This window comes from Bordetella flabilis, assembly GCF_001676725.1.
In the GTDB taxonomy this organism is placed as follows: Bacteria; Pseudomonadota; Gammaproteobacteria; order Burkholderiales; family Burkholderiaceae_B; genus Bordetella_C; species Bordetella_C flabilis.
The window spans coordinates 3,128,892-3,142,723 of the sequence record NZ_CP016172.1 but is presented as its reverse complement, the minus strand read 5'-3'; the positions used below and the strand labels follow the sequence as shown (position 1 = coordinate 3,142,723).

Genomic DNA, 13,832 nt, shown 5'->3' with positions numbered 1-13,832 from the left:
CTAAGCTCCCAGTCCGGGCTTGCTTTTGCCGGCCAGGAAGTTTTCGACGGCGGCCGCCCGGGACGACGGACGGCCCGCCTGCAATACCTTGAGTTCCGCCTGCTTCGCGGCGGTATAGCTGAGGACGGCGTCCCAGGACATCGACGGGGCGCAATCCAGTGTTTCCTTGGTAAATCGCAGCGCGATCGCGTCCTTGCCCGCCAATTCGCGCGCCAGCTCGTGCGTGGCGGCTTCAAGTTGCGCGGGTGGCACGCTGCGCGTCGCCAGGCCGTTGCGCGCGGCTTCTTCGCCATCGAAACGCTGTGTGGTGAGCAGGAAATAGCGTGCCGCCCGGGGCGCCATGACCCTGGGCAGCGCCTTCGCGGAGGCCCCGCTCAGGCCGCTGTGCTCCCGCGGCCCCGTGGCGCCGAACACGGCGTCGGACGCAGCCATGACGATGTCGCAGGCTTCCAGGATGGCCAGCGCGTCTCCCAGGCATTGTCCATGGACCATGGCGATGACCGGCTGGGGCAATTTGCGCAGGCTCCGTGTGCGCCAGCCATGGGGCGTGTCGCGCGGCGCCTGCGACGCGGACGGATCCGCCAGGGCCGCAGGCTCTCCAAGGTCCAGGCCGACGCAGAAATCCGCGCCCGCGCCGCGCAGCACCACCACCTGGACGGCGTCGTCGGCCGCCACGCGAGCCAGCAGTGCGTCGAGTTCGCTGGACATCCTCGGGTTGATCGCGTTGCCTTCCTCCGGACGCTGTAGGCATATCGTCAGGATGCCTTCATCCACGGTCGCGGCGATGCATTGCAAGGCTTGCGCGTCGACGCCTGCATGGGCGTATTGCATGGACTTCTCCAGGTGGAAAACGGGCGGCCTTCATGCGATCGGGACAGGCGGAATACAAACCCGGATCACCGGCCCCCGGGGCGCGCCGGGCGAACCGGCAGGGCAGGCCAGTGTATATCAATCATATGATTGATTGAATCGGTTGATTGAATGAATCACATGATTGAATTACCATCCGGCTGGGCCGATCGCTACCGGGCATGAGCCGGAGCCGTACGGTCCCGCGCGGCGCGTCCGGCCATGTGCCGCCGCCGACGCTCACACAAAAAAAGCGAGGAGACCCTGTGAAGACCTTCATGCAAACCCTGGGCGCGGGGCTCGCCCTGGCGCTCTGCGCGGCGCTGGGCCTGGGCCCCGCGGACGCGCGCGCCGACGCCTATCCCTCCAGGCCCATCCGCGTCATCGTGCCGAGTTCTCCCGGTGGCAGCCCGGATGTGCTGGCCCGCATCGTGTGCGCGGCGCTCGGCAAGGAACTGGGTCAGGCCATGGTGGTGGAGACGCTGCCCGGCGCGGCCGGTATCGTGGGCACGAACAAGGTGGCGCAGGCCACCCCGGATGGCTATACGCTGTTGTATGGGTTCAACCAGATCGCGACGATGAACCCGCCGCTCTACAAGGACCTGCCGTACCAGCCCGAGCGCGATCTCGCCCCGATCGGCCTGACACTGAACCTGGGCTATATGTGGATCGCGAACGAAAGTTTCGGGCCGTCGAGCATCGCGGAGCTGATCGCGTTGAACCGGGCCAGGCCGGGTAGCGTCAACTACGCATCCACCGGCCCCGGCTCCGCCGCGCACCTGGGCGGGCTGTTGCTGGAGCGGATGACGGGCACGCGCATGACGCATGTGCCTTATCGCAGCAACACCACGCCGGACCTGCTGGCCAACGTCGTGCAGCTGAAACTGGACCCCGTCGCCGCCTCGATCGGACTGGTGAAGTCCGGCAAGGTCAAAGTCCTGGCGGTCAGTTCGCCGCGACGCCTGGCCGTACTGCCCGACGTGCCGACCGTCGCGGAGACGGTTCCAGGTTATGAAATGACAGGCTGGCAGGGCCTATGGGCGCCGGCCGGGACGCCCGACGCGATCGTGCGCCAGCTGAATGCGGCCATGGTGAAGGTGATTCACGCGCCGGAGATGCAGAAGCGCATCCAGGAGCTGGGTTATGAGCCGGTGGGCTCCACCCCGGGCGAGATGGCCGCGCGCATACACAGCGAATTGCAGCAGTGGGCCGGCATCGTCAAGCAGGCGAACCTGAAGCTGGACTAGGGCCGCGGATGCCGGAACATGCACGGGCCCTAGGGGGCCCTGAAGCCCGCCGCGGCGAAACGCACCATGTGCTCCAGCGCCGCCTCCGGGTCGGAGGTATCGATTTCGCCATGCGATATCGCTTCGATCCGGCCGGGCTTGGCCATCGTGTAGACCATGGTGCCCAGCAAGAAATGGAAGCGCCAGTACAGCTCGTGTTGCGACAGCTTGGGCAAGGCCTTGGCCAGGGCGTCGAGGGCCATCTTGTTGGTCTGGTTGAAGGCCCTTCCTAGGACCTTGCGCTTGACTTCCTCGCGTTCGAACACCATGCGCGCCCGCAGCATGGTGAAGGCAAGACCTTCCGGCGTGCGCATGATGTCCAGCGCCGGGCGCAGGAAGGCGCGCAATATTTCCTCAAGCACCGGTCGTCCCTGCCGGTCGACCTTGACCTGGCCGAGCAAGCGTTCGCGCTGCTCCGCGATGGGGCGCGCACGCAGCGCGAAGAGCTCGTCGAGCACCGCGTCCTTGGACCCGAAGTGATAGTGGGCGGCCGCGCTGTTGACGCCGGCGGCTGCCGTGATTTCGCGCAGGCTGACATCGCCGATGGCGCGCTCGCTGAACAGGCGTTCCGCCGCCAGCAGGATGCGTTCGGGTGTGCTCGCTTCGATCTCAACGGCCTTGGTGGCCTTGCTCGCTTTCGCCATGGCTTGCATAGATAGGGGTAGGGCCTTGATTGTAAGAGATAAGTCTTGCGCGTTTTAATCAATCGCTTGATTGACTTCTCGATGGGCCTCACGTACATTCAATCAGTCGATTAAATCGTGCGCGTGCAGCGCGCGCCATTCTAACGTTCCGCATCGGCGCCACGTCGCCCTGCCTTATGACCTCAGCTTCATACGAGACGATCATCGTGACGCGACAAGGGCAGGTCGCCGTGGTTGCATTGAACCGCCCCGCAGCGATGAACGCGATCAGCATGCGGATGCGCGAGGAGTTGCGCCACGCCTTCGCGGCGATAGGGCGCGACCCGGCGTTGGGCGCCGCGGTGCTGACGGGCAGCGGTTCGCGCGCTTTTTGCGCCGGCATGGACCTGCGGGAGTTCGCCAGGCTCAGCGCGGAGCTGCCGGTCGCGGAATTGAAGCGCTTGCGTGCCGAACAGCACGAAGGCATCGCGACGTTCGACAAACCCGTTATCGCGGCGGTCAATGGCCAGGCGATCGGCGGCGGCGTGGAGTTGGCATTGCAGTGTGATCTCATATTCGCCGCCGACACTGCGGCGTTTTCCTGCGCGGAGATCAAGCGCGGCCTGATGCCCGGCAATGGGGCCACGCAACGCCTGTCGCGCCGCATCGGGACGCCGCACGCATTGGAGATGATCCTCACCGGTCGCACTGTTGACGCTGCCCGGGCGCTGGCCCTGGGCCTCGTCGAATACGTCGTGGGGGAAGCCGAACTGCTGGACCGCGCCGTGGCGCTGGCCCAGGAAATGGCCGGGAATGCGCCGGTCGCCGTGCGGACCGCGAAGGCCGCCGTGGTGCGCGGCGCCGAGATGTCGCTGCAGGATGCCTTGCGCCTGGAACAGGATCTCGCGGCCTTTCTCTACACCACCGAAGACGCCCGGGAAGGCCCGCGTGCCTTCCTGGAAAAACGCCCACCCGTATGGCAGGGCCGCTGACCCTCGCTTTGTCCAACCTCGATAGCACGCCATGACCGCATCCACCCGGAAGATGTACCGTACCTTGCTGTTCGCGCCCGGCAGCCGCCCCGAACTCCTGATCAAAGCGCAGGGCGGTGAGGCCGACGCGCTGATCTTCGACCTGGAGGACTCGGTCGCGGCGAATGCCAAGGACGAGGCGCGCGCGAACGTGGCCACGGTGCTGGCGCAAGGCCTGAAGAAGCCGACCTACTTGCGCATCCATAATCCCCGCGCGGGCGATTTCGCCAGCGATCTGGCGATCCTGAAGATGGCCGGCGACCTGACGCAGGTCATGGGCGTGGTGGTGCCCAAGGCGGAACGGCCCGACGACCTGCTCGCCGTGGCAGCGGTATTGGCTGAACTCGAAACCGGGCACGGCCTGCCGGCGAACCGGCTGGACATTGTGCCTCTCATCGAGACTTGCCTGGGCTTGCGCAATACCTACGACCTCTGCGTCGCCACCCCCCGCGTCGGAGGCGTGGCGCTGGCCAGTGCGGAAGAGGGCGACTTCATGGTCGACCTGGGCGGCCGATGGACACCGCATAGCCTCGCGCTGGCCTATCCCCGCGGCAAGATGGTGGTGGACGCGCGCGCCGCCGGCATCGAATGGATCGTCGACGGCGTCTTCATGAACCTGCAGGACCTGGATGCGCTGCGCGCCGAATGCCTGCTGGCGCGCGAACTGGGCTGCGCCGGCAAGATGGCCATCCATCCTTCCCAGGTGCCCGTGATGCACGAGGTGTTCACCCCCAGCGCGCAGGAAATCGAGCATGCGCGCGGCCTGCTGGCCGCTTTCCGGGAGGGCGAAGCGCGCGGCCTGGGCGCCGTCAGGTATCGCGGCATGATGGTGGACTATGCCAATGCGCGGCTGGCGGAGCGTACGCTGGCTCTGGCGGGACGATGACCGCCATGTCCACCGCATCGCAAGCCCAAGCTGCAGTCCAGGCCCAGGCCGCCGCTCCCGACATCGGACCGGAGGGCAGCGTCCCTGCGCGGCGGTACCCGCCGCTGCGCTCGATGGCCGACGTCCTGGCGATCGAGCAAATTCCGATCGAGCAGCGCATCACGCGCTGGGACTTTGCCATGAACCTGCTCGATGGCTGCCGCAACGACCCGCAGCGTCCCGCCCTGCACGCCACCGACAACGGCGATCCGGATGGCAAGCTGTTGACCTGGTCGTTCGCCGACCTGGAGCGGCATGCCCTGCGCATCGCCAACATGCTGCGCGCCCACGGCGTCGGGCCCGAGGATGCGGTGGCCATCGTCAGTCCGACCGTGCCCGCGCTTTTCGCGCTGTTCATCGGCGGCCTGCTGGCGGCGCGTCCTTTCCCCATCAATTGGATGCTGAGCGGAGATGCGCTGGCGGACCTGATCGGCCGCTCCGGCGCGAAGACGATCGTCGCGCTGGGCCCTACGCCAGGTTTCTCCATCTGGGAGAACGTCAATGCGGCCGTGGCCAAGCTCGGACGGCCATGCGTGCTGCTCACGCTGCACGATCCCTTCGCCGAACCGCATGCAGGCGACCTGCTGACCGAGGCCGCCCGCCATGCCGGGGACGGCCTTTCGTTCGCGCGTCCCACGGCGCAGCGCGATACCGTTGCCTGCTACGTCCATTCCGGTGGCACGACGGGCCATCCCAAGATCGTCAAGGTGACGCACGGCGGCATGGTATTCCGGCAATGGGCCGCCAATGCATGCCTGGCTTTCACGCCCGACGATGTGATTCTGTCGGACACGCCGCTGTTCCATATCGGCGGCCTGCTGGTGCGCGGCCTGGTCTGCACGGCCGACGGCAACACGACCGTCATTCCGAGCATGCACGGCGCGCGCGACAAGACCTACATCGCCAACTACTGGCGCTATGTGGAGCGCTTCGGTATCACGCAGATTTCCGGCGTGCCGACGACCTTGTCGGTGCTGGCCAAGAACCCGCCCACCACGGAGGATATCTCCTCGCTGCGCCCCTATTTCGCCACGGGGTCCACCGCGATGGCCCCGGCCATCCAGGAGCGCATCCGCGCGATTACGGGGGCCCGCACCCTGCAGACATACGGCCTGACCGAGAACACCAGCCACGTCGCGGTTGATCCGCGCGACGGCGAGATCCGGCGCGGCTGTTCAGGACTGCGCGTGCCCTACACGACGGTACGGATCGTCCGCTTGGACAAGGACGGCGAAATCCTGGGCGATTGCGCGCCCGGTGAAATCGGGATGGTGCTGGTGCGCAGTCCCGGCGTGGCGGCGGGATACCTGGACCCGGCGCAGGATCGCGGGGTGTTCCGCCCCGATGGCTTCCTGGTGACCGGAGACCTGGGCTGCATGGACGACGACGGCTACTTGCGCATCAGCGGTCGCCAGAAGGACCTGATCATTCGCGGCGGCCACAACATCGAACCGGGCCTGATCGAGGACGCATTGCTGCAATCGCCCTGGGTGGCGCAGGCCGCCGCGGTCGGCAAGCCGGACGCGCACGCCGGGGAACTGCCGATCGCCTACGTGGAATTGCATCCAGGCGCCCAGGTCACCGCCGAGGGTTTGCTGCGCTACGCCGCCGACCGCATTCCGGAGCGTCCTGCCGTGCCGAAGGAAATCATCGTCCTCGACAAGCTGCCGCTCACGGCGGTGGGCAAGCCCATCAAGCACATCCTGCAGGTTGACGCCGCCAGGCGCGTCTTCGACCAGGTCTTGCAGCCGGTCGCGTGTGCGTGGGAACTCGATGTGGCGAATACGGGCGGCAGCGGCCTGAAGCTGACCCTCGATCTGCGCGGAGGCACCGGCGAGGCGTATCGGCAGGCGGAGGAAATCCTTTCGCGATACGCCATTCCGTACGTCATTCGGCAGTCTTGAGCGCGCAAGGCCACGGCGCGACGCGGTCGGCCGCCCGACGCCGCCGCACCGATGATGCGTATCGTGGCAGCGGCCCCGCCGCCACGACGGGGCGCCGTGGCACCCCGCGCCCGCCCATCAGCTTTCCTGCCGCATTCCGGTGGCCTTGACGACGGCGCCCAGACGCGCCCGTTCTTCGTCGCAGAATTTCGCGAACGAGGCGCGCGTACCGCCGACGGGTTCGATCCCCAGGGCGGTAAGCTTCTGGACGTTGGCGGGGTCCTTCATGGCCTGGTCCACCGCGGCCGCGACCTTGTCCAGGATGACGTCCGGCGTACCCTTGGGGGCATGCACGCCGGCCCAGTGGGCGATCTTGATGTCGGGAAAGCCCTGCTCGGCGGCGGTGCTCAATTCGGGATAGGCCGCGATCCGCTCCGACCACGTGCAGGCCAGCGCCTTCAGCTTGCCCGAGCGGATCATGGGCAGCACGACGATGCTGGCTTCGGATGTGGCGTCCACCTGGTTGCCGATGACGGCGGAGACCGACTCCGAGCCGCTCTTGTAGGGAACGAGGTCCAGCTTGGCGCCATACTTGGTCGTCAGGATGCCTTCGACGAAGTGCGGCGTGCTGCCGGTGCCGGCGGTGGCGAAATGCAGGCCCGCGCCTTTGCGGGAGGCCTCGACGAAGTCCTTCAGGGACGTGTACGGCGAATTGGCCGGGGCCACGATGACCGACGGCGCCAGGCCGACCATCACCACCGGGACGAGGTCGCTGTCCTGGTAGTGCACCTTGCGGATCATGCTGTTGGAGATGACGCCGGCGGCGCTGATCAGGAAGGTATAGCCGTCGTTATCGGCGCGGGCCACGTAGTCGGTACCGATGACGGCGCCCGCGCCCGGCTTGTTCTCGACGACGACATTGGCGCCCAGCGCCTTGGCCATGCCTTCGGCGGCGGCGCGGCCCAGCAGGTCATTGGCGCCACCCGCAGCGAAAGGCACGATGACGCGGATGGGCTTGGAGGGCCATTTGTCCTCGGCGAAGGAAATCCGTGGGGCGAGGGCGACGCTGGCCAGGCCAAGCGCGGCCGCGTTGAGGCGGCGACGTACGATATCCATGAAAGTGCTCCGGGTCTGTCTTATGGTTCTGGGGAATACGCTGTCGCGCTTCGTACCAGCCAGGCCCGGACCGGTGCAGGGACATCCTGGCATCGGGCTGCGATGTACGCAGGCTACAGCGGAAGTTAATGTAACCGATCCGGCGGTCCCGCCGGACGGCCGGACCGCCGCCGCCCGGCCTGCTAACCGCGATCCGGGCCGAGCGCGACCTCGTCCCAGTCGTGGGCGACGAAGGCGGCGCGTTCGCCTGTATGCACCACGGGATCGCGGCGCAAGCCAATGACGATGCAGGCGCCGGCAGCGCGGACTTCCTCCCGCGCCCTGCCGTGGATATCCATCGACGTTCCCAGCAGGGCGCCCGCGGGCAGCGTGTCGCCGGCCTGCACGGCGGGAACGAACAGGCCCCCGTGGTCGAAGGTGATCCAGCCGCGCCGCGTCACGCGCCGCACGGTGGCGGGCGCCACGTCGATCGCCGCGGCGGGATGCGGCAGGATGCCCAGGCGGGCCGCCAGGCGCAGGAAGCCTCGCTCGGCCAGGGCGACGTGGGCGGCCTCGTAGCGGCTGCCTCCGCCCAGCTCCAGCATGAAGGCGGGGATGCGCCCGGCCAGGCACTGGTAGTCCAGCGCGCCCGCGATATTGCCGGGCAGCTCGCCCTTGCCGCCTACATCCATGCGGCACGCCACATTGGGCTCGAACAGTGCAATCGCGGCCAGGAGCTCGGCCTCGTCGATTCCGCTATCCGGGTGCAGCTTGTACACGGCGTAGGGCTTGGAGTCGAACAGCGCGTTCATGGTGTGCAGGTTGACCACCAGGCTCGCGGTATCGCGGATCTCCGCGAACAGGGCGTGCGCCAGCCGCTCGGACACCAGACCGCGCGGACTGCCCGGATAGCACTGGTCCAGGTCGAGCTCGTCGTAGGGATTGCGCTTGCGCCGGGCGTCCAGCGCATGCGGATTGCCGGTGGGCGTCACCACGACATTGCCCTGCATGGTCTGCGGATCCAGCGCCGCGGCGAAGCGCAAGGCCGCGACCATGCCATTGATTTCGTCGCCGTGCACCTGGCCGTGCAGCCATAAGGTTTTGCCGGGCCGGGCGCCGCGCACGGCGACGAAGGGCAATCCAACCGGCATGCCCGAGGACATCGAACCGACCGGCACCATGCCATGCCACCGGGCTTCACCTTCGCGCCCGGCCAGAAAGTCCTTGATCAATCCCATTCGAAACTCCTGTGTGATCCTGTTTTCCGTCTGCGCGACACCACGCTCCTGCGTGGCATCGCGTTTTTATCGCCTGGTGACAGGCGCGGATGGCGCCTCACGCGGCCGGTCCGTTCCAGCGCTCCACCTGCACCAGGCAGCTCATGGCATTGGGTCCCTGGGTCAGCGAGGAAGTCCCGATGTCCAGCGTCAGCACATTGGCCGTTCCGGCGCGCTCGGGCGCATTCCCGCCTTGATCGGGCGAAAACCAGGCGCCCGTGGCCATGACGACGGTGCCGCGCAGCAGGCCCTCGTCCAGGACGGCGCCGGCCAGGCAGGCGCCGCGGTCGTTGTACAGCCGCACGACGTCGCCTGCGCGCACCCGGCGCTGCCGGGCGTCATGGGGGTGGATGCGCAAGGCCTCGCATCCCGCCACCTTGTTGGCTTGCGCCAGCGGCGCGGGGTCCAACTGGCTGTGCAGCCTGTCGGCCGGTTGCACCGTCAAAAGGTGCAGCGGGTGCTTCTGCGCCGCGTCGGCCCCCAGCCATTCGCGCGGTGCCATCCAGCGCGGATGCGGTCCGCAATCGGTGCAGCCATACGCGGCCAGCGTTTCGCTATAGAGTTCGATCCGTCCACTCGGCGTTCCAAGCGGATGGCCCGGCGGATCCGCGCGGAATTCCTCGAACAGCACGAAATCGTGCTGCGGCGCCGGCAGTTCGACGTAGCCCTGGCGCCAGAACGCATCGAAATCCGGCAGCGCGGCGGCGGCGTGGCCTTGCGCGGACGCGAAGCGCGCGTAGATGTGACGCACCCAGTCCATTTCGCCGCGCCCTTCGGTGTAGCGCTCGCCATAGCCCAGCCGGCGCGCGAGATCGGCGAACACGTCGAAATCGTCACGCGCCTGGCCGACCGGATCGATGGCCCGGTGCATGGCCAGCGCGTATCGGTCGCGCGACGATCCGCCGATATCGTTGCGCTCCAGCGAAGTCGTGATCGGCAGCACGATGTCGGCATGCCGCGCCGCCGGGGTCCACCAGATCTCGTTCACGACGATGGTGCGCGGTTTGGCGCGCCAGGCGTTCAACAGGCGGTTCAACTGCTGGTGGTGGTGGAAGGGATTGCCGCCGGCCCAGTGGACCAGCTGGATATCGGGATAGTGGCGGGTTTCGCCCTGGAATGCGTAGGGGGCGCCCGGGTGCTCCAGCATGTCGGTCAGGCGGGCCACGGGTATCGAGAGCCCCGCGGGGTTTCGACCCACGGGCATTTCCGGACCCGGTGTGGCGATGCGGGGGTTGCCGACGCCGTTCATGGAGCCATGGCCGAAGCCGAAGCCGCCGCCGGGCAGCCCGATCTGCCCGAGCATGGCCGCCAGGGCGATGACCATCCAGTAAGGCTGCTCGCCGTATTGCGCGCGCTGGACGGCGAAGGAACATGTCAGGTAGCTGCGTTTGCCGCACAGCGCCGCCGCCAGTTCCCGTATCCGTTGCGCCGGCACGCCGGTGACCGACGCCGCCCATTCAGGCGTCTTGGCCGTGCCGTCCGACCGGCCCAGGAAGTAGGCCTCCAGCGCGTCGTATCCGACGCAGCAGCGCGACAGGAAGTCGGGGTCGTGCGCGTTCAGGCGGCGCAGTTCCCAGGCCAGGGCGAGCATCAGGGCGACATCGGTGTTCGGGCGTATCGGTATCCACTCGGCGTTGAGGAAAGCCGGGCAATCGTCGCGGGTCGGACTGATGTTGATGACCCGTGCGCCGCCGGCGGCCAGTTCGCGCAGCCAATGTTCCTGTGTGTGTTCGGCGGCGCCGCCCGACGATACCTGGCCGTTCTTCAGCGCCAGGCCGCCAAAGGCCACGAAGACCTCGGTGTGCGCGACGATGCTGGGCCAGGATGTCACCCTGCCGGTCAGCGGTGCATAGGTGCCGATTACATGGGGCAGGAGGAATTGCGCCGTGCCCCAGCTGTAGTTGCCGACCTGGTCGACCCCGCCGCCGCCGGCGAAGTAGAAGCGCCGGATCAGCGAGCGCGCGTGGTGCAGGCGGCCCGCCGACGACCACCCGTAGGAGCCGCAGAAGATGCCGGACGCGCCGTGCTCCGCGCGGGTACGCGTGATCTCGTCGGCGACCAGTGCCAAGGCCTGGTCCCAATCGACCTCGACGAAGGGATCGCGTCCGCGCAGGTCGCGTCCGCGCGCGCCGCGCGAATCCAGCCAGGACTTGCGCACCACGGGTCGCGCGATGCGCCGCGGCGAATAGACCATCGGGACGATGGCGTCCAGCAACGGCGATGGGCGCGGGTCCAGGGCGAACGGTTCGCAGGCGACCAGGCGGCCGTCCCGCACCACGGCGGTATAGGCGCCCCAGTGCGCCAATTGCGGATAACGGCGTTCGCCCGTCCGCGTGGATGTCATGTCGGTCTCCGGGATGGACATGTCCGCGTCAATCCAGGCGGATGGCGGCCTTCTTGATGAGCTCCGCCCATTTGCCGCGCTCATTTGCCATCAGCTCGCCGAACTGTGCCGGCGTGTTGGAAGTCGCCGTCATGCCGGAGGCTGCCAGCTGGCGGCCTACCTCAGGGTCGGCCATGGCGGCGGCAAAGGCCCGGTTGAGTGTTTCGACGATGTCTGCCGGCACGCCGGCCGGCGCGATCGCGCCGTACCAGTTCGTCAGCTCGTAGCCAGGAATGCCGGCCTGGGCGATCGGCGGCGCCGTCGGGAATTCGCCGGAGGGCGTCGCGGTGGTGACTGCCAGGGCCTTCAGCTTGCCGCCCGCCACCAGCGTCCTGACCGATGGATCGGAGAAGGTGATATCCACCAATCCGCTGACGACGTCGCTCAGTGCGGGCGTGGTGCCCTTGTAGGGAATGTGGCGCATGTGGACGCCGGCCATCATCTTGAACTGCTCGGCCGCCATCTGTCCGATCGTGCCGTTGCCTCCCGAGGCATAGGTGACATCCTTGCCCGACTTGACGCGCGCGATCAGGTCGCCGACGCTGTCGATGCCGGACGAGGGGCTGGTCACCAGGACGTTGGGCATCGTGACCAGCAGCGAGATGGGCGCGAAGTCCCGCGCAGGGTCGTAGGGCACCTTCTGCAGGCTGGGCAGGATGGTCAGCGAACCCGGCGTGGCGATGTACACCGTGTAGCCGTCGGGCTTGGCCCGCGCTACATAATCCGTGGCGATGATCCCGCTGGCGCCGGGCCGGTTCTCCACGATCACGTTCGTGCCGAGCGTCCGGGAAACGCCCATCGCGGCCGCGCGCGCCAGCACGTCGGCGCCGCCGCCGGGCGGGAAGCCGACGACGATGCGTACCGGCACGCCGGGCTCCGGAAAGGCGGCCTGGGCGACAGCGGGCGCGGACAGGGCGCACAGCGCGGCGAAATGCAGGGCGGCGTAGCGTTTTGAAAGCATGGTATTCCCCTTGTTGGCCTGTTGCGTGGCTACACGCTCGGCCGTTGATGGTCGAAAGAAAGGTCCGGACGCACGACGTCCGAGAGAAACTTTTGCGCGCGCGGGTGCGTCGGGCAGGAGAAGAAGCGCCCGGGCGTGGCGTCCTCCAGGATGCGGCCGGCGTCCATGAACCAGATGCGATCGGCGACCTCGCGCGCGAAGGCCATCTCGTGGGTGACGACCATCATGGTCATGCCCTCGGCGGCGAGCTTGCGGATCACGGCCAGCACCTCGCCCACCATTTCGGGGTCCAGCGCGCTGGTCGGCTCGTCGAACAGGATGAGCGGCGGATGTTGCGCCAGCGCTCGCGCGATGGCCACGCGCTGTTGCTGTCCGCCGGACAGGCTGGCCGGCATTGCGTCGATCTTGTGCTCCAGCCCCACCTTGGCCAGCAGTTCTCGCGCCAGTTCGTCGGCCTGCGCCCGCGGCATGCGAGCGACCCGGGTGGGCGAAAGCAGGATGTTCTCCCGCACCGAAAGGTGCGGAAACAGGTTGAACTGCTGGAAGACAAAGCCGATGCCGGCGCGCAGCCGGTTGATATCCCGGCCCGGCGCGCACACATCCTGGCCATTGACCCGGATGCGCCCGCCCTGGATCGCCTCCAGCCGGTTGATCGTCCGTATCATGGTGGACTTGCCCGAACCGGACGGGCCGCACACCACCACGACCTTGCCTTTTTCGACGCGCCCGCATATGCCGTCCAAGGCGTGGTAGTCGCCATACCATTTGTGTACCTGGTCCATTTCTATCATCGAGGTCTCCGTCGCGATCCGTGGGGCGGCGTGCGTCATGCCGCGCGCAGGCGCTTGCGTGCGAGTCCGCGTTCCAGCCGTCCGGCCAGGCGCGAGAGGCCGAAGCAGGGCACGAAGTAAAAGGCGGCCAGCACCAGGAAGGTCTGCAGCGCGTGCGTCATTTCCATGCTGTTGACCTGCTGCGCCGCGAAGGTCACTTCCTGCACGCCGATCACGTAGACGATGGACGTGGCCTTGATGGTGGAGACGAACTGGTTCACCAGCGAGGGGATCATGTTGGCCAGCGCCTGGGGCAGCACCACGTGGCGCATGGTCTGGCCGTACGACAGGCCCAGGGCGCGTGCGGCTTCCGTCTGGCCCGGCGGCAGGCCCTGCAGCCCGGCGCGCACGATCTCGCCGAGGAAGGCCGACTCGTACAGCACGATGGCGCATAGCGCCGTCGTGAAGGCCGGCACCGTCGCGCCGGTCAGCGCGGGCAGTACGAAGTAGGCCCAGAAGATAATCATGATCAGCGGGATGCCGCGGAACGTGTAGACCCACGCGGTGGCGGGCCAACGCGCCGCGCGGCGGCTGCTGGTGCGGGCCATGCCCAGGCATATCGCCAGGGGAAACGAGACCGCCAGGCCCACGCCGGCCAGGACCAGGGTGGCGGCGAAACCGCCCAGCGGTCCGCCGGGCCAGGAGCCCACCAGGAACATCGTGCCGTAGTCGTGCAGAACCTGAAGCAT

At 67.7% G+C, this 13,832-nt stretch carries 12 protein-coding genes; 4 read left to right on the top strand and 8 right to left on the bottom strand.

What is annotated here, in order from left to right; all coding sequences use genetic code 11:
• The gene (locus BAU07_RS13705) at positions 1-831 is read right to left on the bottom strand and encodes an enoyl-CoA hydratase-related protein (RefSeq protein ID WP_066658638.1); all 831 of its coding nucleotides are present in this window, start codon (positions 829-831) and stop codon (positions 1-3) included.
• Positions 832-1,115: 284 nt separating this feature from the next.
• Here BAU07_RS13705 and BAU07_RS13700 point away from each other — a divergent pair, with 284 nt between their 5' ends.
• Positions 1,116-2,096 (top strand): Bug family tripartite tricarboxylate transporter substrate binding protein, encoded by a 981-nt coding sequence (locus tag BAU07_RS13700; RefSeq protein WP_198168797.1) that lies wholly within the window; start codon positions 1,116-1,118, stop codon positions 2,094-2,096.
• Positions 2,097-2,125: 29 nt separating this feature from the next.
• Here BAU07_RS13700 and BAU07_RS13695 read toward each other — a convergent pair whose 3' ends face one another.
• Entirely contained in the window at positions 2,126-2,779 is a 654-nt protein-coding gene (locus tag BAU07_RS13695) for a TetR/AcrR family transcriptional regulator (protein ID WP_066658636.1), read from the bottom strand.
• Between the two features lie 176 nt (positions 2,780-2,955).
• On the opposite strand from BAU07_RS13695, the gene BAU07_RS13690 reads away from it, so the two are divergent.
• Genes BAU07_RS13690 through BAU07_RS13680 form a run of 3 tightly spaced genes read left to right on the top strand, consistent with a single transcriptional unit; the run spans position 2,956 to position 6,618 of the window.
• On the top strand, positions 2,956-3,750 hold the full coding sequence (locus BAU07_RS13690) for an enoyl-CoA hydratase/isomerase family protein (protein WP_066658634.1): 795 nt from the start codon (positions 2,956-2,958) through the stop codon (positions 3,748-3,750).
• 31 nt (positions 3,751-3,781) lie between these two features.
• Positions 3,782-4,675 (top strand): HpcH/HpaI aldolase/citrate lyase family protein, encoded by an 894-nt coding sequence (locus BAU07_RS13685; RefSeq protein ID WP_066658632.1) that lies wholly within the window; start codon positions 3,782-3,784, stop codon positions 4,673-4,675.
• 5 nt (positions 4,676-4,680) lie between these two features.
• The gene (locus BAU07_RS13680; RefSeq protein WP_198168796.1) at positions 4,681-6,618 is read left to right on the top strand and encodes an AMP-binding protein; all 1,938 of its coding nucleotides are present in this window, start codon (positions 4,681-4,683) and stop codon (positions 6,616-6,618) included.
• A gap of 117 nt (positions 6,619-6,735) precedes the next feature.
• On the opposite strand, the gene BAU07_RS13675 is transcribed toward BAU07_RS13680, so the two are convergent.
• From BAU07_RS13675 to BAU07_RS13650, 6 genes are all read right to left on the bottom strand, one after another.
• Positions 6,736-7,713: a Bug family tripartite tricarboxylate transporter substrate binding protein gene (locus BAU07_RS13675; protein WP_066658627.1), complete on the bottom strand. Its 978-nt coding sequence runs from the start codon at positions 7,711-7,713 to the stop codon at positions 6,736-6,738.
• 182 nt (positions 7,714-7,895) lie between these two features.
• On the bottom strand, positions 7,896-8,930 hold the full coding sequence (locus tag BAU07_RS13670) for a M14 family metallopeptidase (RefSeq protein WP_066658626.1): 1,035 nt from the start codon (positions 8,928-8,930) through the stop codon (positions 7,896-7,898).
• A 97-nt stretch (positions 8,931-9,027) separates the two neighbouring features.
• Positions 9,028-11,313, bottom strand: a complete 2,286-nt coding sequence (locus BAU07_RS13665) for a molybdopterin-dependent oxidoreductase (protein ID WP_066665434.1) — start codon at positions 11,311-11,313, stop codon at positions 9,028-9,030.
• Between the two features lie 28 nt (positions 11,314-11,341).
• Positions 11,342-12,313 (bottom strand): Bug family tripartite tricarboxylate transporter substrate binding protein, encoded by a 972-nt coding sequence (locus tag BAU07_RS13660; protein WP_066658625.1) that lies wholly within the window; start codon positions 12,311-12,313, stop codon positions 11,342-11,344.
• A 29-nt stretch (positions 12,314-12,342) separates the two neighbouring features.
• Entirely contained in the window at positions 12,343-13,104 is a 762-nt protein-coding gene (locus BAU07_RS13655) for an amino acid ABC transporter ATP-binding protein (RefSeq protein WP_066658623.1), read from the bottom strand.
• A 35-nt stretch (positions 13,105-13,139) separates the two neighbouring features.
• Positions 13,140-13,832, bottom strand: a complete 693-nt coding sequence (locus tag BAU07_RS13650; protein WP_066658621.1) for an amino acid ABC transporter permease — start codon at positions 13,830-13,832, stop codon at positions 13,140-13,142.

Coding starts and splice junctions, on each gene's coding strand:
- BAU07_RS13695 (WP_066658636.1), bottom strand. CDS start 2,779: ATGGCGAAAGCGAGCAAGGCCACCAAGGCCGTTGAGATCGAAGCGAGC.
- BAU07_RS13675 (WP_066658627.1), bottom strand. CDS start 7,713: ATGGATATCGTACGTCGCCGCCTCAACGCGGCCGCGCTTGGCCTGGCC.
- BAU07_RS13660 (WP_066658625.1), bottom strand. CDS start 12,313: ATGCTTTCAAAACGCTACGCCGCCCTGCATTTCGCCGCGCTGTGCGCC.
- BAU07_RS13650 (WP_066658621.1), bottom strand. CDS start 13,832: ATGCTTCAGGTTCTGCACGACTACGGCACGATGTTCCTGGTGGGCTCC.
- BAU07_RS13665 (WP_066665434.1), bottom strand. CDS start 11,313: ATGACATCCACGCGGACGGGCGAACGCCGTTATCCGCAATTGGCGCAC.
- BAU07_RS13655 (WP_066658623.1), bottom strand. CDS start 13,104: ATGATAGAAATGGACCAGGTACACAAATGGTATGGCGACTACCACGCC.
- BAU07_RS13680 (WP_198168796.1), top strand. CDS start 4,681: ATGTCCACCGCATCGCAAGCCCAAGCTGCAGTCCAGGCCCAGGCCGCC.
- BAU07_RS13685 (WP_066658632.1), top strand. CDS start 3,782: ATGACCGCATCCACCCGGAAGATGTACCGTACCTTGCTGTTCGCGCCC.
- BAU07_RS13705 (WP_066658638.1), bottom strand. CDS start 831: ATGCAATACGCCCATGCAGGCGTCGACGCGCAAGCCTTGCAATGCATC.
- BAU07_RS13670 (WP_066658626.1), bottom strand. CDS start 8,930: ATGGGATTGATCAAGGACTTTCTGGCCGGGCGCGAAGGTGAAGCCCGG.
- BAU07_RS13690 (WP_066658634.1), top strand. CDS start 2,956: ATGACCTCAGCTTCATACGAGACGATCATCGTGACGCGACAAGGGCAG.